This window comes from Cytobacillus sp. FSL H8-0458 (genome assembly GCF_038002165.1).
GTDB lineage: Bacteria > Bacillota > Bacilli > Bacillales > Cytobacillaceae > Cytobacillus.
On the sequence record NZ_JBBOBR010000001.1, the window covers coordinates 167,215 to 184,372 of the forward strand.

At 41.6% G+C, this 17,158-nt stretch carries 18 protein-coding genes and 1 riboswitch; of the genes, 17 read left to right on the forward strand and 1 reads right to left on the reverse strand.

Features of this window, described 5'->3' with window-relative positions:
* The first annotated feature begins 63 nt into the window (after nt 1-63).
* The 10 genes from NYE23_RS00755 (at nt 64) to NYE23_RS00800 (ending at nt 10,511) form a co-directional block, all read left to right on the forward strand.
* On the forward strand, nt 64-471 hold the full coding sequence (locus tag NYE23_RS00755) for a DUF350 domain-containing protein (RefSeq protein WP_048011928.1): 408 nt from the start codon (nt 64-66) through the stop codon (nt 469-471).
* A gap of 338 nt (nt 472-809) precedes the next feature.
* A complete protein-coding gene (locus NYE23_RS00760) occupies nt 810-2,513 on the forward strand; it encodes a long-chain-fatty-acid--CoA ligase (protein WP_341074836.1) in 1,704 nt (567 codons plus the stop codon).
* A gap of 48 nt (nt 2,514-2,561) precedes the next feature.
* Complete coding sequence (locus NYE23_RS00765) at nt 2,562-2,813, forward strand: hypothetical protein (RefSeq protein WP_341074837.1); 252 nt, start codon at nt 2,562-2,564, stop codon at nt 2,811-2,813.
* Nucleotides 2,794-3,378: a TetR/AcrR family transcriptional regulator gene (locus NYE23_RS00770; protein WP_341074838.1), complete on the forward strand. Its 585-nt coding sequence runs from the start codon at nt 2,794-2,796 to the stop codon at nt 3,376-3,378. Before NYE23_RS00765 ends, NYE23_RS00770 begins: the two co-directional genes overlap by 20 nt.
* A 39-nt stretch (nt 3,379-3,417) precedes the next feature.
* Nucleotides 3,418-4,191, forward strand: coding sequence for an enoyl-CoA hydratase (locus NYE23_RS00775; RefSeq protein ID WP_341074839.1), 774 nt, complete (start codon nt 3,418-3,420; stop codon nt 4,189-4,191).
* A 265-nt stretch (nt 4,192-4,456) separates the two neighbouring features.
* Complete coding sequence (locus NYE23_RS00780) at nt 4,457-5,230, forward strand: electron transfer flavoprotein subunit beta/FixA family protein (protein ID WP_251168405.1); 774 nt, start codon at nt 4,457-4,459, stop codon at nt 5,228-5,230.
* A gap of 41 nt (nt 5,231-5,271) precedes the next feature.
* Nucleotides 5,272-6,249 carry an electron transfer flavoprotein subunit alpha/FixB family protein gene (locus tag NYE23_RS00785; protein WP_341074840.1) on the forward strand — a complete coding sequence of 326 codons (978 nt, stop codon included), beginning with the start codon at nt 5,272-5,274 and terminating at the stop codon, nt 6,247-6,249.
* A gap of 178 nt (nt 6,250-6,427) precedes the next feature.
* Complete coding sequence (trxA, locus tag NYE23_RS00790; protein WP_035330252.1) at nt 6,428-6,742, forward strand: thioredoxin; 315 nt, start codon at nt 6,428-6,430, stop codon at nt 6,740-6,742.
* Nucleotides 6,743-6,990: 248 nt separating this feature from the next.
* Entirely contained in the window at nt 6,991-8,784 is a 1,794-nt protein-coding gene (gene uvrC, locus NYE23_RS00795) for an excinuclease ABC subunit UvrC (protein ID WP_341074841.1), read from the forward strand.
* Between the two features lie 125 nt (nt 8,785-8,909).
* Nucleotides 8,910-9,089, forward strand: a riboswitch (Lysine riboswitch).
* Between the two features lie 192 nt (nt 9,090-9,281).
* Nucleotides 9,282-10,511 carry an aspartate kinase gene (locus tag NYE23_RS00800; protein WP_341074842.1) on the forward strand — a complete coding sequence of 410 codons (1,230 nt, stop codon included), beginning with the start codon at nt 9,282-9,284 and terminating at the stop codon, nt 10,509-10,511.
* 63 nt (nt 10,512-10,574) lie between these two features.
* Here the strand turns inward: NYE23_RS00800 and NYE23_RS00805 are convergent, their stop codons facing one another.
* Entirely contained in the window at nt 10,575-11,027 is a 453-nt protein-coding gene (locus tag NYE23_RS00805; RefSeq protein WP_341074843.1) for a YslB family protein, read from the reverse strand.
* 349 nt (nt 11,028-11,376) lie between these two features.
* On the opposite strand from NYE23_RS00805, the gene NYE23_RS00810 reads away from it, so the two are divergent.
* The 7 genes from NYE23_RS00810 (at nt 11,377) to racE (ending at nt 17,115) form a co-directional block, all read left to right on the forward strand.
* Complete coding sequence (locus NYE23_RS00810; protein WP_035330248.1) at nt 11,377-11,985, forward strand: succinate dehydrogenase cytochrome b558 subunit; 609 nt, start codon at nt 11,377-11,379, stop codon at nt 11,983-11,985.
* A 187-nt stretch (nt 11,986-12,172) separates the two neighbouring features.
* Nucleotides 12,173-13,933 carry a succinate dehydrogenase flavoprotein subunit gene (gene sdhA, locus NYE23_RS00815; protein WP_035330247.1) on the forward strand — a complete coding sequence of 587 codons (1,761 nt, stop codon included), beginning with the start codon at nt 12,173-12,175 and terminating at the stop codon, nt 13,931-13,933.
* A 3-nt stretch (nt 13,934-13,936) separates the two neighbouring features.
* The gene (sdhB, locus tag NYE23_RS00820; RefSeq protein WP_243505174.1) at nt 13,937-14,704 is read left to right on the forward strand and encodes a succinate dehydrogenase iron-sulfur subunit; all 768 of its coding nucleotides are present in this window, start codon (nt 13,937-13,939) and stop codon (nt 14,702-14,704) included.
* A gap of 152 nt (nt 14,705-14,856) precedes the next feature.
* The gene (locus NYE23_RS00825; protein WP_341074844.1) at nt 14,857-15,321 is read left to right on the forward strand and encodes an acyl-CoA thioesterase; all 465 of its coding nucleotides are present in this window, start codon (nt 14,857-14,859) and stop codon (nt 15,319-15,321) included.
* A gap of 147 nt (nt 15,322-15,468) precedes the next feature.
* Complete coding sequence (locus tag NYE23_RS00830; RefSeq protein WP_009333184.1) at nt 15,469-15,693, forward strand: helix-turn-helix domain-containing protein; 225 nt, start codon at nt 15,469-15,471, stop codon at nt 15,691-15,693.
* Nucleotides 15,694-15,851: 158 nt separating this feature from the next.
* Nucleotides 15,852-16,310 (forward strand): MarR family winged helix-turn-helix transcriptional regulator, encoded by a 459-nt coding sequence (locus tag NYE23_RS00835; RefSeq protein WP_035330244.1) that lies wholly within the window; start codon nt 15,852-15,854, stop codon nt 16,308-16,310.
* 10 nt (nt 16,311-16,320) lie between these two features.
* The gene (racE, locus tag NYE23_RS00840) at nt 16,321-17,115 is read left to right on the forward strand and encodes a glutamate racemase (RefSeq protein WP_341074845.1); all 795 of its coding nucleotides are present in this window, start codon (nt 16,321-16,323) and stop codon (nt 17,113-17,115) included.
* Nucleotides 17,116-17,158 lie beyond the last annotated feature (43 nt).

Sequence of the window (17,158 nt, forward strand, 5' to 3'; positions counted from 1 at the left end):
GCTTCCTTTCCCCTTATGATTATTCACAGGGGGGGGAATTTAATACCGGCGGGGAGAATTTAAATGAAAGAATTTTGGGAAAATGAGTTTATCCAGACAGCTGCTTATTACAGTGTTGTCATTTTGTGTATGATCGTTTTTTTAGCAGTTTTTGAATTAGTCACCAAGTATCGCAATTGGGACGAAATAAAAAACGGGAATCTTGCTGTAGCGATGGCGACCGGCGGGAAAATTTTTGGGATCGCCAATATCTTCAGGCACTCCATCATGCATAATGATACCCTGCTGACAATGATTACCTGGGGAGTTTTTGGCTTCTTTCTTTTGTTAATCGGCTATTTCATATTTGAATTTTTAACACCAAAGTTTAGAATAGACGAAGAAATTGAGAATAATAACAAAGCTGTCGGCTTTATTTCCATGGTGCTGTCAATCGGTTTATCTTATGTAATTGGTGCAGGTTTAGTATAAGGAGAGAATTAACATTGGAAAAGTTAGCAAAGGTTCTGCTGGTTCTTAGCGGAGTATTTCTTCTTATAGGGGCCATTTATATATTTTTCATTGCATAATATTTTTGTGAAATAGGGAAATGAGGAAATCGCCAATTCATATGGCGATTTTTTTATTTTTATCATTACCAATCGACTGGACAACCTATGGAAAAATTTCTTCCTGAGTGCAAGGTCTTATTCTAATTGTCATAGATACAGCATTATATTATAATAAGAACGAACAATTAGAATGTTCAAAAAGTTTAGAAGGCGTACATCGCTTTTCTGAAAGTTTAGCAAGTATAAAGGAGGGACAAAATGGCAGAAGCAAAACCATGGCTTAAGCAATATCCGGCAGAAATCCCCTCAACTTTGTCATATCCAAAACAGCCGGTACAGGATTATTTGAAAAATGCTGCAGAAGAATTTCCGGAAAAAATAGCAATCCACTTTATGGGTAAGGAATTCACATATAAATATATATATGAATCTTCCCTAAAGCTTGCTGCATATTTGCAGAGTCTTGGAATTGAAAAGGGAGACCGCGTAGCGATCATGCTTCCGAATACTCCTCAGTCCGTTATCAGCTATTACGGAATTCTGATGGCTGGCGGGATTGTTGTCCAGACAAATCCGCTGTACATGGAACGGGAATTGGAATACCAAATGAAAGATTCAGAAGCAAAAGCGATCATTACAATGGATATCTTATTTCCCAGAGTGACCAAAGTGATGCCGCAGACAGAATTGAAGCATATAATTGTAACAGCAATCAAAGATGCACTTCCATTCCCTAAAAATCTAATATATCCTTATATCCAGAAAAAACAGTATGGTATTGTTGTAAATGTAAAACATGAAGGTCATAATCATTTGCTGACAGAAATATTAAAAAGACCGGCTGAGCCTCTTAGAATCCATGACTTCGATTTTGAAGAAGACTTGGCATTATTGCAGTACACAGGCGGCACGACTGGTTTTCCAAAGGGTGTCATGCTATCGCACAGCAACCTGGTATCCAATACAGCAATGTGCAAGGCCTGGCTTTATAAGTGCAGGCGCGGCGAGGAGGTAGTGCTTGGCATACTGCCATTCTTTCACGTGTATGGAATGACAACTGTCATGATTTTATCTGTAATGGATGCGCATAAAATGGTACTCCTCCCGAAGTTTGATCCCGAAACTACCTTGAAAACCATTCATAAACAAAGGCCGACCTTATTTCCTGGCGCCCCTACGATTTACATTGGGCTATTGAACCATCCGGATATAAAAAAATATGATCTATCTTCTATAGACTCCTGCATCAGCGGATCTGCTGCCCTGCCAGTTGAAGTCCAGCAGAAATTTGAGGAAGTAACAGGAGGCAAGCTTGTAGAAGGCTACGGTTTGACTGAATCATCACCTGTTACACATGCAAACTTCTTATGGGATCGCCCCCGCGTCAAAGGCAGTATAGGTGTCCCATGGCCTGATACAGATGCAGCTATTTTTTCACTGGAGACAGGAGAAGCACTTCCGGCAGGAGAAGTTGGCGAAATTGCGGTTAAAGGTCCTCAGGTAATGAAAGGGTATTGGAACCGCCCGGAAGAAACGGAGCAAACCTTAAGAGATGGCTGGCTTCTCACAGGTGATCTGGGCTATATGGATGAGAATGGATATTTCTATGTAGTGGACAGGAAGAAGGATATGATTATTGCAGGGGGATTCAATATTTACCCGCGTGAAATAGAAGAAGTGCTATATGAGCATCCAGCAGTACAGGAAGTGGTTGTGGCTGGTATACCGGACCCGTATCGCGGAGAAACAGTAAAAGCTTATATTGTGCTGAAGGAGGGAAAAGAGGCAGCGGAAGATGAACTGGATCAGTTTGCAAGAAAGCATCTGGCAGCTTATAAAGTTCCACGTCTATATGAATTCCGCGGAGAGCTTCCTAAGACAGCAGTTGGAAAAATACTGAGAAGAGCATTAGTGGATGAAGAAAAGAAGAAATTTAAAGAAGAAGAGGAAAAGCGGGCTTAGCTTCAGAGACCGATTTTCAATCGGCTCTTTATTTTTGAAGCAATAAGCTTGTCCAGATATAAAGGAAATGCAATAATAAAATATATTTACAGAGAAATTCTTGACACAAATGAATTGTCCTACTATTATAAAAATATGAATGACGATTCATTCATTTTAGTATTATTTTTCCAAAAAATAAACCAAGTGGATTGGCTGATCCCGGCAGCAGGCAAGGAATTTACCCCGGCCTGCTGCTCTAGAAATCAATGCCCCGTTTATTCTGAAAGGAGGGAGCCACATGAAAAAAACAAAGCCTAAATACCGGCAAATTATTGATGCGGCTGTAGTTGTGATCGCTGAAAATGGCTATCACCAGGCTCAGGTATCAAAGATTGCCAAACAGGCTGGTGTCGCTGATGGCACCATCTACTTATATTTTAAAAACAAAGAAGATATATTAATATCCCTCTTTCAGGATAAAATGGGCTACTTTGTTGAGAAAATTGAAGAAAAAATTGCAGGAAAAGAGAAAGCTGCAGAGAAACTATTAATGATGGTAGAATCGCACTTTAGAATGCTCTCAGAAGACAAGCACCTGGCAATTGTAACCCAGCTCGAGTTGAGGCAGTCCAATAAAGATCTCCGCCATAAAATTAATGAGGTGCTGAAAGGCTACCTCACTTTAGTGGAAAGGATTCTTGATGACGGCAGGGAAAGCGGTGAGTTTCCAGCAGACCTGGACATCAGGCTGGCACGCCAGATGATTTTTGGCACCATGGACGAAACAGTGACCACATGGGTAATGAATGAGCAGAAATATGATCTTACTGCATTGGCAGCGCCTGTTCATAAACTTTTAATCAGCGGGTGCGGAAAACCTTGAAGCTGTTAAAGTGCTCAATAATATAGTAGGAGTGATAGGATGGAATACCTGAAATGGTCCCATAAGGACTTCGTAGCGACGATTACAATTGAACGTCCGCCTGCAAATGCTCTTTCATCAGGTGTATTAAAAGAGCTTTCAGCTGTACTGGATGAAGTTGAATATAACAATGAAGTTAGAGTGATCCTAATTCATGGAGAAGGCAGATTCTTTTCAGCAGGTGCTGATATAAAAGAATTTACAACTATTGAAAGCGGAGAAGACTTTTCAAGCTTAGCGACTTACGGACAGAATCTCTTTGATCGGATGGAAAAGTTCCCTAAGCCAATTATTGCAGCCATTCATGGTGCTGCACTTGGCGGCGGCCTGGAGCTTGCTATGGGCTGTCATTTCCGTCTTGTAGCTGAAAACGCAAAGCTCGGTCTTCCGGAGCTTCAGCTTGGATTGATTCCCGGTTTTGCCGGTACTCAGCGGCTTCCCCGCTATGTAGGTGCTGCTCGTGCAGCTGAAATGCTGTTCACAAGTGACCCAATTACCGGGCTTGAAGCAGTGCAATACGGCTTGGCTAACCATGCCTATCCTGAGGACCAGCTTTTGGAAAATGCCTATAAAATGGCAAAGAAAATTGCCAAGAAGAGCCCAGGCTCCATCAAGGCGGCTATTGAGCTATTAAATTTCGGAAAAACAGAACAATTCTACGAAGGTGTAAAGAAAGAAGCGGAACTGTTTGGAGAAGTATTTGTATCTGAAGATGGGAAGGAAGGCATATCTGCATTTATTAATAAGCGGGAGCCAAACTTCACCGGAAAATAGCGGTTAAAAGATTTGAGCTGAAAGATTACATTCATCCTAATAATCTATTATAATAGACATGTAAGCGGTTAATTTAATCTTCAGAAGATTCATTGGGTAAGTTATGGTCTGTGAGCGAGCGCCCGCTCAATTTTAATATAAGCGGGCAGTTCGAAGCAGATGAACCTTTCTGTACGCATTAAATATTTTCAATCTTTCGAAGTGAAGAAATGTTTTAATTAATGGCTTTGTTATATGACAATGCTTAATTACTAGGAGGGAAATCATGAACATCTACGTATTAATGAAGAGAACATTTGATACTGAAGAAAAAATTACAATCTCCGGCGGCAAAATCAATGAAGATGGCGCTGAATTTATCATTAATCCATATGATGAATATGCAATTGAAGAAGCAATCCAGGTTCGCGATGCGAATGGGGGAGAAGTAACAGTTGTTTCTGTGGGAACAGAAGAAGCAGAAAAGCAGCTCCGTACCGCTCTTGCGATGGGTGCCGATAAAGCTGTTTTAATAAATACAGAAGATGATGTTGAAAATGGGGATCAGTTCACGACGGCAAAAATCTTATCCGAATTCCTGAAAGACAAAGATGCTGACTTAATCATTGCTGGGAATGTAGCAATTGATGGTGGTTCCGGACAGGTTGGACCGCGTGTAGCAGAGATTTTGGGAATTTCATATGTAACAACTATCACTAAGCTTGATATTAATGGCAGCTCTGCCACAGTAGTGCGTGATGTTGAAGGGGATTCAGAAGTAATTGAGACATCTCTTCCATTATTGGTCACTGCCCAGCAGGGTCTGAATGAGCCTCGCTATCCGTCCTTGCCAGGAATTATGAAGGCGAAAAAGAAGCCTCTTGATGAGCTTGAGCTTGACGATCTTGATCTTGATGAGGACGATGTTGAAGCTAAGACAAAGACAATTGAAATCTATATGCCGCCTAAAAAAGAAGCAGGAAAAGTTCTTGAAGGCGAATTGGAAGATCAAGTTAAGGAACTGGTGAAGCTTCTTCATACTGAAGCTAAAGTTGTCTGATCATCAATAACTGATTAATAATAACGCAGGGGGTAAAACATATGGCTAGAAAAGTATTAGTGTTAGGTGAAGTCCGTGACGGTTCATTGCGTAATGTATCCTTCGAAGCTGTTGCAGCCGGTAAGACTGCATCAGAAGGCGGAGAAGTTGTAGGTGTCTTAATTGGTGATTCTGTAAGCGTTTTAGCTAATGAAATGATTCACTATGGTGCTGACCGTGTTGTAACAGTTGAAGATGAGAAGCTGAAGCAATATACGCCTGATGGCTTTTCACAGGCTTTAATGGCTGTAATTGATTCCGAAAATCCAGAAGGTCTGATTTTTGGACATACAGCAATGGGGAAAGATCTTGCTCCTAAAATTGCTGCCAAGCTTGAGTCAGGTTTAATCTCTGACGTAACAAGCCTTGAAGAAGCAGGCGGCAATCTGGTCTTCACACGCCCGATTTATTCAGGCAAAGCCTTTGAAAAGAAAATTGTGACAGATGGCCTTCTTTTTGCAACAATCCGTCCAAATAACATAGCTCCTTTGGAAAAGGATGAATCAAGATCAGGAGATGTTGCTTCTGTTGCTGCAGAAATCAAAGATCTTCGGACAATTATAAAGGAAGTTGTCCGCAAAGCGAGTGAAGGCGTTGATTTATCGGAAGCTAAGGTTATTATTGCCGGCGGCCGCGGTGTTAAGAGCGAGGAAGGCTTTGAGCCATTAAAAGAGCTGGCTTCTGTTTTAAATGGGGCTGTAGGTGCATCACGTGGAGCCTGTGATGCTGATTATTGCGACTATTCACTGCAAATTGGACAGACGGGGAAGGTGGTAACACCAGATCTGTATATTGCATGCGGTATCTCCGGAGCTATTCAGCACTTAGCGGGGATGTCCAACTCGAAAGTAATCGTAGCGATTAACAAAGATCCGGAAGCCAATATCTTTAAAGTAGCTGATTACGGTATTGTCGGAGACCTGTTTGAGGTTGTTCCGCTGTTAACAGAAGAGTTCAAAAAGCTTAAAGTAAACGCATAAGACAGTACAGCTAATGGGCGGCAGATGACCGCCCATTATACATAATGCCAATGCGGAAAGAAAGGGAATAATCTGCTTCAAATAGGGTAAATTACGATCGAGCAGATTGTTCGCAACATAGTATAAACGATGATATACTGTCGTTAGTATTTGAGTTAAATTTTAGGAGGCATATCAAATGGCTATTACACACGCAACTGACCAAAACTTCACTGCTGAAACTGGTTCGGGATTAGTATTGGCAGATTTCTGGGCTCCATGGTGCGGCCCTTGTAAAATGATCGCTCCTGTATTAGAAGAACTTGATTCTGAAATGGGCGATAAAGTCAAAATTGTAAAAATCGATGTTGACGAAAACCAGGAAACAGCCGGCAAGTTTGGCGTAATGAGCATCCCAACTTTGATCGTACTAAAAGACGGTGAAGTGGTGGATAAAGCGGTTGGCTTCCAGCCGAAAGAAGCTCTTGCTGAATTACTTTCAAAGCATGCTTAATCTATAAGAAATTTCCCGGTGTCCCATGCGGACATCGGGATTTTTTTATCATTTGAGTTTAGCAGTTATGCTGCAGGTTTCCCAGCTGATATAATAAGATTGGAATGCAGTGCTTTTATTATGCAGACTAATCTTCATGGCGAGCTTGCATACCAAGTGATTAAGAAAATTTAAAATTAATGTTAGATAAAATCTTTCCTAAAAGATCCTTACAATAAGAAAATTTTTAATCGGGGAGGTGGAGTGCCATGAATGAAACGATAAAAAATAAACTGATGCTGCTGCCTGCCCAGCCAGGCTGCTATTTAATGAAGGACAGGCAGGGAACCATTATCTATGTGGGGAAAGCCAAAATTCTCAGAAATCGGGTCAGATCCTATTTTACAGGCTCACATGACGGAAAAACATTAAGACTTGTTAATGAGATCGTGGACTTTGAGTACATTGTCACATCTTCAGATATGGAAGCATTGATTCTAGAGATGAATCTGATCAAGAAATATGATCCCAAATATAATGTAATGCTGAAGGACGATAAGAGCTACCCATTTATCAAATTGACGGCCGAACGCCATCCCCGTCTGATTACAACCAGAAAAGTAAAAAAAGACAGGGGAAAATACTTTGGTCCTTATCCCAACGTGCAGGCTGCCAATGAAACAAAAAAGCTGCTCGACCGTATTTACCCTCTCCGGAAATGTTCAACTCTTCCGGACAGAGTTTGCCTTTATTATCACTTAGGCCAATGTCTTGCACCATGTGTAAAGGAAGTAAGTGAAGACCAATATAAGCAAATGACAGATGAAATTGCGAAATTCTTAAATGGCGGATACAAAGAGATTAAAAAAGAACTTATTGCAAAAATGACAGCCGCTGCAGAAGAATTGGACTTTGAACGAGCATCAGAGCTCAGAGATAAAATTGCCCATATAGATGCAACGATGGAAAAGCAAAAAATGACAATGACAGATTTTACAGATCGGGATGTATTTGGATATGCAGTTGATAAAGGGTGGATGTGTGTCCAGGTCTTCTTTATCAGGCAGGGTAAGCTCATCGAACGGGATGTATCAATGTTCCCGATTTATAATGAGCCGGAAGAAGAAATTTTAACGTTCCTCGGCCAGTTTTATACTAAAGCAAATCACTTTAAACCCCGTGAAATATTGGCACCCGATTCCGTTGATACAGTCATGGCAGAACAGCTTCTTGATGTAAAAGTGCTAAAGCCGCAGCGCGGGCAAAAAAAGGACCTGGTGAAGCTTGCTTATAAAAATGCAAAAATTGCTCTCCAGGAGAAGTTTTCTTTAATAGAGCGTGATGAAGAACGGACTATTAAAGCTGTTGAAAATCTGGGTGAGCAGCTTGGAATTTATACTCCTCACCGGATTGAAGCATTTGATAATTCAAATATCCAGGGGACGGACCCTGTTTCTGCCATGATCGTCTTCATTGATGGCAAACCGGAGAAAAGAGAGTATCGAAAATATAAAATAAAGTCCGTCAAAGGTCCTGATGATTATGAATCCATGAGAGAAGTGGTCCGGCGCAGATATACAAGGGTACTAAAAGAAGAATTGCCGCTTCCGGACTTAATCTTGATTGATGGAGGAAAAGGGCATGTTGAAGCTGTACGGGATGTGCTTGAAAATGAGCTTGGTCTGGATATTCCGATTTCAGGCCTGGTGAAGGATGAGAAGCACAGAACTTCACAGCTTTTATATGGTAATCCGCTTCAAATTATTCCGCTTGCAAGGAACAGCCAGGAATTCTACCTGCTGCAGAGGATTCAGGATGAAGTTCATCGCTTTGCGATTACTTTTCACCGCCAGCTTCGCGGAAAAAGTGCCTTTCAGTCTATCCTGGATGAAATTCCGGGCATAGGTGAAAAGCGAAAGAAACAGCTGCTGAAGGCCTTTGGATCTGTTAAGAAAATGAAAGAGGCACCAATTGAGGAGTTTAGAAAAATAGGCATTCCGGCAAATGTTGCTGAGGAGTTAAAGCAGAGATTTGAGGAACAAAATGGAAACTCCAAGTCTTAAATGGATATAGACAGAAAAATTCAGACATGTTATACTAATTGAAACTTTATATCAATATCACTTTATAGCGATAAAGCGCATGTCCATTTAGTTTATACAAGGTAAACTATTGGACTTAATCGTTAAGTGAAGGTAGAGGTGCGAACTTCATCAGTAAAAGCTTGGAGAAGAATGAGCTTCCATGAAAAGCTTTGAAAGGGTATGTTCGCCGAAGTGGAGAAAATCTCATCATTTTCTCTGCTGGTTCTGCATTGAATAAATGCAGGATTGTCAGGACATTGCCGTCCTGGAGAGCTATCTCACTGTGTTTGCTCACTTATACATTTTGGCTGCACAGCAATGGGATAGTTAAACTATTCCATTGCTTTTTTTATTGCCCAAAAGGGGTATTTTAGATTTAAGGCCATTGTCAAATACAGCAGAGTGAACTGTTAAGCTTCACATACATAGGACGGCAAATCATAAAATTACGATTTCTTTAGAAAGAAGGGAAAGCTGTGGGAATCATTGTGCAGAAATTCGGAGGCACCTCCGTGGGGACTGTAGACAGAATTCAAAATGTCGCCAATCGGGTAATTGAAGAAAAAAATCGGGGAAACGATGTTGTTGTGGTTGTTTCAGCAATGGGCAAAACGACTGATCAGCTGGTTGGCATGGCAAGGGAGATTTCCCCCTCACCAGATAAAAGGGAAATGGACATGCTGCTTACAACCGGCGAGCAGGTGACCATCTCTTTATTAGCGATGGCATTAATTGCGAAAGGGCATCCCGCCGTTTCCTTTACAGGATGGCAGGCAGGTATTAAGACAGAAGCAGTCCATGGAAATGCGAGGATAGTAAATATTGATCCAGGTACCATACAGGGGGAATTAAACCAGGGGAAAATTGTGATTGTAGCAGGTTTCCAGGGGATGACCGAAGATGGTTCCATCACCACACTTGGCCGCGGCGGGTCTGATACAACAGCTGTTGCACTGGCTGCAGCCCTTAAGGCTGATAAATGTGATATTTATACTGATGTTACCGGTGTGTTTACAACCGACCCCCGCTTTATAAAGAATGCCAGAAAGTTACATTCTGTGTCCTATGATGAAATGCTTGAGCTGGCCAATTTGGGGGCTGGTGTGCTCCATCCGAGAGCAGTTGAATTTGCTAAAAACTACGGACTTCCGCTTGAAGTGCGTTCAAGCCTTGAAAAGGAAGCCGGAACAATCATTGAGGAGGAAGTAAAAATGGAACAAAATTTAGTCGTGCGCGGTGTAGCTTTTGAAGATGAAATAACAAGGGTAACGATTATTGGTCTTCCTAATTCACTGACTGGGCTGTCTACTATTTTCTCGGCGCTTGCAAAAAATCACATTAATGTTGATATCATTATCCAGAGCATGACTGAAGCCCAGACAACTAACCTATCGTTCTCAATCAAAAATGAGGATCTGACGGATACAGTGAAAGTTCTGGAAAAGTATAGAGAACAATTAAATTATGACCGCATTGAGTGGGAATCCGGACTTGCAAAGGTTTCCATTGTCGGCTCAGGCATGATTTCCAATCCGGGTGTGGCTGCAGAAATGTTTGAAGTGCTTTCAGTGAATGAAATTCAGGTGAAAATGGTAAGCACGTCAGAAATTAAAGTCTCGGCGGTTGTGGAAAACAGCAAAATGATTGATGCGGTCGATGCTTTACATGAGGCATTCAAGCTGTCTGTTTCTGCGATTAAGGCTTAATTCCTAAGCTATAAATAATAAGCTATCAGAAATTGATAGCTTATTGTTTGCAGCTATGAGATGTTAATCAGCAGGATCCTTTTTATCCCACTTCACCGTAATGAGGATTTTGCCGGTTTTCTTGCGGGGATGTTCGAATGCCTCGCAAATAACTTCTTTTTGAAATTCAATCTGCTGGGCTATAAAACCGGCCTCAAGCTGAAAGTTGCAATTATTGTTCTTTTTGCAGCGGTCTGCAATCAGCTGGCTTGATAATTCCATTTCAATTTCATGTTTCGATTCGTTTGCGATGGAAAGGTTTCCCCAGCCGGCGTTTATAAAAAACTCGGCAATCTGGCCGGCTGTTTCAAGAGGATACATGCGTGCGATCCTTTTTCCGGCCCAATATAAAATTTCTGGTGCTTCATTTCCTAAAAGGTCATGCAAAAGCACTTCCCGGATTAGTTCATAGCCAAATACCGGAACTGTCTGTATGTAATCTTCATTAGTGGATTTCGCAGATGCTGATTCGCTCAATAGTCTCCCCTCTTTCTATGTTTCTATTATATACAATATGCTGTGGGAGTTAATATCAATTCGGGAAAAAATAGAACGATTTGCATAGAAATAATTACTATTTCAGTATACTGGAGACCAGCAACTAGGTCATATTGAACCGCAGAATAATATATGTTTTTAACGCGTTAATATTTTTTAAAAATTTTATTAATATGGAACATTTTATGTATCCGTTTTCTTGACGCTCTATTATCTTGGGAGTAAAATGGACATGTCACATAATTGTAAGAAAATGAATAACATTTTCGAGATGATGTCCTGAGCGGGGGCTCAGCATCGTTTTTTTAAAATCAGGGGGGGAAAGTTTATGGCAGGTAATCGTGAGTTTTTTAATCGCAGATTGCATTCATTGCTTGGAGTAATACCAGTTGGTTTGTTTTTGGTGCAGCACCTTGTAGTGAACCATTTTGCAACAGGGGGAGAGGAATCTTTTAATAATGCAGCGCATTTTATGGAAAGTCTTCCATTTAGAATATTCCTTGAAACGTTTGTAATCTATTTACCTTTGCTGTTCCACGCAATCTATGGCCTTTATATTGCTTTTACTGCGAAAAATAACACAAGCAGATACGGATATTTCCGTAATTGGATGTTTATGCTTCAGCGCGTTTCTGGTGTCATTACGCTGGTTTTTGTTGCATGGCATGTTTGGGAAACACGTGTGCAGGCTGCCTTTGGAGCAGAAGTTAACTTTCAGATGATGGAGAACATCCTGTCGAATCCATTTATGTTCTGGTTCTATATTATTGGAGTCATTTCTGCAATTTTTCACTTTGCTAATGGGCTTTGGTCATTCCTTGTCAGCTGGGGACTTACAGTATCTCCTCGTTCACAGGTTATTTCCACTTACGTAACAATCGGAATTTTCATTGCATTATCTATTGTTGGCGTACGTGCTCTGACAGCATTTATTTAATAGACATGCGAGATTATTAGACTTGATCGGATAAAAAGGGAATTGGGCAGCTGCCCGGCTCCGCATCAGTGAAAGCGCAAAGGCAAAATCAGCACTTTTGGCAGAATAAACGCCATCGCAAGGCCTCAAGGGGGCCGGTAAGCGGGTGCTGGCGCTTTTCTTACAAGTATTAAGGGAGTGAGTCACGATGGGTAAAGGAAAAGTTATAGTTGTCGGCGGCGGACTAGCCGGTTTGATGGCGACAATTAAAGTAGCAGAATCTGGGACTCCGGTTGAATTATTTTCTCTGGTACCGGTTAAACGTTCCCACTCTGTTTGTGCCCAGGGCGGCATCAACGGAGCAGTAAATACAAAAGGGGAAGGCGATTCCCCATGGATTCATTTTGACGATACAATTTATGGCGGGGACTTCCTGGCAAACCAGCCGCCTGTAAAAGCAATGGCAGAGGCTGCACCTGGCATCATTCATTTATTTGACCGTATGGGTGTTATGTTTAACCGTACACCTGAAGGACTGCTTGACTTCCGCCGCTTCGGTGGAACACAGCATCATCGTACTGCGTTTGCCGGTGCTACAACTGGGCAGCAGCTTCTTTATGCAATGGACGAGCAGGTCCGCCGCCATGAAGTGGCAGGATTAGTGACAAAGTATGAGGGCTGGGAATTTCTTGGGGTTGTCATCGATGATGACGGAGCTTGTAAGGGTGTCGTTGCCCAGAACCTGACTTCTATGGAAATTAAGTCTTTTGCTGCAGATGCAGTTATTATGGCATCCGGCGGACCGGGAATTATTTTTGGGAAATCCACTAACTCCGTCATTAACACAGGCTCAGCGGCTTCGATTGTTTATCAGCAGGGTGCTTATTACGCAAATGGGGAATTTATTCAGATCCATCCCACCGCTATACCTGGAGATGATAAACTTCGCCTAATGAGTGAATCTGCACGCGGTGAAGGCGGACGAGTATGGACATATAAAGATGGCAAACCATGGTACTTCCTTGAGGAGAAATATCCGGCTTACGGAAATCTGGTGCCTCGTGATATTGCAACCCGTGAAATTTTTGACGTGTGTGTTAACCAGAAGCTTGGCATTAACGGGGAGAACATGGTATATCTTGATCTTTCCCATAAAGATCCTAAAGAACTTGATATTAAGCTTGGCGGAATCATTGAAATTTATGAGAAATTCCAGGGTGAAGACCCTCGTAAAGTGCCAATGAAAATCTTCCCTGCTGTTCACTATTCAATGGGCGGATTGTGGGTTGACTATGACCAGATGACAAATATTCCTGGCTTGTTTGCAGCGGGTGAATGTGATTATTCACAGCATGGTGCCAACCGTCTTGGCGCCAACTCACTTCTATCAGCCATATATGGCGGTATGGTAGCAGGCCCGAATGCTGTCAAGTATATCAGCGGATTAGATAAGAGTGCTGAAGATCTGCCATCATCATTATTTGACCGCCATGTAAAACAGGAAGAAGAAAAATGGAATAATATCATGTCTCTTGATGGCACAGAGAATGCATATGTCCTTCATAAAGAGCTTGGTGAGTGGATGACAGACAATGTAACGGTTGTCCGCCATAATGACAGGCTTTTGAAAACAGACGAAAAAATTGTTGAACTTATGGAGCGCTATAAAAACATTAATATTAATGATACTGCGAAGTGGAGCAATCAGGGTGCAAGCTTTACGCGCCAGCTGCAGAATATGCTTCAATTGGCACGTGTTATTACAATTGGTGCCTATAACCGTAATGAAAGCCGCGGTGCACACTATAAACCGGACTTCCCAGAACGTAATGATGAGGAATTCATGAAAACAACAATGGCGAAGTTTGTTGATGCAAATTCCGCTCCTGCATTTCATTACGAAGACATTGATGTAAGCTTAATTCCACCGCGTAAGCGTGACTATTCCAAAAAGAAAGGGGAGAACTAAATCATGCAAGAAACAAAAACTAAAACAGTCCGTTTTGTAATCAGCCGCCAGGATACTCCTGATTCAGCCCCTTTTCAGGAAGAGTTTGAAATAGATTACCGTCCAAATATGAACGTTATTTCTGCCCTTATGGAAATTCGCCGTAATCCGGTTAATGTGAAGGGCGAACAGACTACTCCAATCGCATGGGATATGAACTGCCTTGAAGAAGTCTGCGGTGCATGTTCAATGATTATTAATGGAAAGCCCCGCCAGTCATGTACGGCACTTGTAGATCAGCTGGAACAGCCGATCCGTCTTGAGCCGATGCGCACGTTCCCTGTAGTCCGTGACCTGCAGGTCGACAGAAGCCGTATGTTTGACTCCTTGAAAAAGGTTAAAGCATGGATTCCGATCGATGGTACTTATGACTTGGGACCAGGACCGCGTATGCCTGAGAGAAAGCGCCAATGGGCATATGAACTGTCAAAGTGCATGACATGCGGTGTTTGCCTGGAAGCATGCCCGAATGTAAACAGCAAATCTGACTTTATCGGGCCAGCTCCTTTATCACAGGTTCGCTTGTTTAATGCTCACCCAACTGGTGAAATGAATAAAGCTGAACGTCTGGAGCAAATCATGGGTGATGGCGGACTTGCCAATTGCGGAAACTCTCAAAACTGCGTACAGTCCTGCCCGAAAGGCATTCCTTTAACAACATCCATTGCGGCACTAAACCGTGATACAACATTTCAGTCTTTCAAAAACTTCTTTGGAAGCGACCAGATATAAACATGATAAAACCCCTTTCCTTTTGGAGAGGGGTTTTATAATTTAACAAACCAAGCTGAATGCTAATGTTTTGGTTTTCAAATAATTCAAAAAAAACTATAATAAAATACAACAGAGTGAATGCTCATTCATAAAAAATGGGAGGAACCAGCATGAAAAAATTGAGCTATATAGACGATTTTAAAAAATGGGAAGAAGAATTCATTTTCTTTCATCCAGTAAAAGTCAGATTTTCTGAAACTGATATGTTTGGACATTTGAACAATACCATTCCATTTACATATTATGAAGAAGCAAGGATAGAATTCTTCAAAAGCAAGGGCTTTATGCAGGACTGGGTAAAGCATGATAATGAAACCATACCAGTCGTAGCAGACCTCCAATGCGATTTTATCAGCCAGGTTTTCTTTGATGAAGAGATACAAATATACGTTAAAGCTGCATCAATAGGGAATTCTTCTGTTGATCTTCATTATATGGGCAGGAAATCAGACGGTTCAGTTTGCTTCACCGGCAGAGGGACGATGGTGCAGATATCAAAGGTGACGGGCAAGGGTGTGCCATGGACTGAAAAAATGAAAGAAATGCTGAAAAGCGAGGTTAAAGTACGAGCCTAGCTGCACAATGGCACATTTCCTGAAAATAACTTTCTCCTTTCACTAAATATAGTCACTTCGGCTGTTTTGCTGACATATGATATGGTGACTAAATATATACCCATCCCGCGGTTCATAGCTGGCGAAAGGCAAGGAGGGTTACAATACTTGAAGGAGAATGAATATACTCACAAGCCGTTACTCACCAAACGAGAAAGAGAAGTATTCGAATTGTTAGTACAAGATAAAACAACAAGGGAAATCGCTGGTGAATTGTTTATAAGTGAAAAAACGGTTAGGAACCACATTTCTAATGCCATGCAAAAGCTTGGTGTAAAGGGGCGATCACAAGCTGTTGTAGAGCTCCTTCGAATGGGAGAGCTAGAACTTTAATTTAGACCGGCTATCCTTCGGGAGGCCGGTTATCACATTTATATAGGGAATATTTCATTATTGGATTTATTTCTGTCTTGAAATTTATACGGAAAAAGGTGAAAATAAATGCACAAGGGCAGAAAACATCGTAAAAGCTTAAATGGGAGTGTTTATGAATGAAGCTGGAAGATCCTAAAACAAATGAAATAAATGATGTTGTAGCTGATATTGAAAAAGACTTAAGATACATATCCGGCATTATCAAGCAAAAGGGAAGGGAAATTCTAAGTGATTTTACCATTACCCCTCCTCAGTTTGTGGCCTTGCAATGGCTGTTTGAAGAAGGCGATATGACTATCGGCGAGCTGTCAAATAAAATGTATCTTGCATGCAGCACGACAACTGATCTTGTTGACCGAATGGAGAAAAATAGCCTTGTGAAAAGAGTGAAAGACCCAAATGACCGAAGAGTAGTCCGGATTCATCTGCTTGATGAAGGAGAGCGGATTATCGAAGAAGTTATTAAAAAACGCCAGGATTACCTTAAAGAGGTCCTTAAAAATTCTTCACATAATGAGGTCTTGTTCTTAAAAGACAACTTAATGAAATTACACCATGATATGCGCGGAGAATGAGGCGGTACTTTTGAAACAACCAATAGGAATAATTGACTCCGGAGTGGGGGGCTTAACAGTCGCAAAAGAAATCATGAGGCAGCTGCCAAATGAAGATATTGTATACCTCGGAGATACAGCACGATGCCCGTACGGCCCGCGGCCTGGTGAAGAGGTAAAATCCTTTACCTGGCAAATGACGGAGTACCTGCTTAAAGAAAATATTAAAATGCTTGTTATAGCCTGTAATACAGCTACTGCTGTCGCTCTCGAGGAAATACGCAGGGAACTGCCGATACCGGTTATCGGTGTCATTTTCCCAGGCGCAAGAACAGCTATTAAAGTGACGAAAAATCATATAATTGGAGTCATTGGCACAGAGGGCACAGTCAAAAGCAAGGCATATGAAAATGCGCTAATTCAGATAAACAGCAGGTCTGCCGTGCATAGTCTGGCATGCCCAAAATTCGTTCCCCTTGTAGAGAGCGGGGAGTATGAAGGCTCAGTTGCCAAAAAAATAGTGGCGGAGACGCTTCAGCCCTTAAAAGGAAAAGGAATGGATACACTCATTCTTGGATGTACTCATTATCCTTTATTAGAACCGATTATTAAAAATGTAATGGGTAAAAATGTAAAGGTGATCAGCTCAGGTGAGGAAACAGCAAGGGAAGCAAGTACCATTCTGCACCACCATGGTCTTCTTAAAGCTGTGGATGAGAACCCTGAATATAAATTCTGTACAACTGGCTCCACGGCCATTTTTTCTAAAATTGCCTCAAAGTGGCTTGGGTTTACTGTAAATGCTGTAGAAAAAATTTCGCTTTAATAATTGCAGACACCTTCTGAACTTTTTCAGAAGGTGTTTTTTA

Coding starts and splice junctions, on each gene's coding strand:
- NYE23_RS00755 (WP_048011928.1), top strand. CDS start 64: ATGAAAGAATTTTGGGAAAATGAGTTTATCCAGACAGCTGCTTATTAC.
- NYE23_RS00760 (WP_341074836.1), top strand. CDS start 810: ATGGCAGAAGCAAAACCATGGCTTAAGCAATATCCGGCAGAAATCCCC.
- NYE23_RS00770 (WP_341074838.1), top strand. CDS start 2,794: ATGAAAAAAACAAAGCCTAAATACCGGCAAATTATTGATGCGGCTGTA.
- NYE23_RS00775 (WP_341074839.1), top strand. CDS start 3,418: ATGGAATACCTGAAATGGTCCCATAAGGACTTCGTAGCGACGATTACA.
- NYE23_RS00780 (WP_251168405.1), top strand. CDS start 4,457: ATGAACATCTACGTATTAATGAAGAGAACATTTGATACTGAAGAAAAA.
- NYE23_RS00785 (WP_341074840.1), top strand. CDS start 5,272: ATGGCTAGAAAAGTATTAGTGTTAGGTGAAGTCCGTGACGGTTCATTG.
- trxA (WP_035330252.1), top strand. CDS start 6,428: ATGGCTATTACACACGCAACTGACCAAAACTTCACTGCTGAAACTGGT.
- uvrC (WP_341074841.1), top strand. CDS start 6,991: ATGAATGAAACGATAAAAAATAAACTGATGCTGCTGCCTGCCCAGCCA.
- NYE23_RS00810 (WP_035330248.1), top strand. CDS start 11,377: ATGGCAGGTAATCGTGAGTTTTTTAATCGCAGATTGCATTCATTGCTT.
- sdhA (WP_035330247.1), top strand. CDS start 12,173: ATGGGTAAAGGAAAAGTTATAGTTGTCGGCGGCGGACTAGCCGGTTTG.
- sdhB (WP_243505174.1), top strand. CDS start 13,937: ATGCAAGAAACAAAAACTAAAACAGTCCGTTTTGTAATCAGCCGCCAG.
- NYE23_RS00825 (WP_341074844.1), top strand. CDS start 14,857: ATGAAAAAATTGAGCTATATAGACGATTTTAAAAAATGGGAAGAAGAA.
- NYE23_RS00835 (WP_035330244.1), top strand. CDS start 15,852: ATGAAGCTGGAAGATCCTAAAACAAATGAAATAAATGATGTTGTAGCT.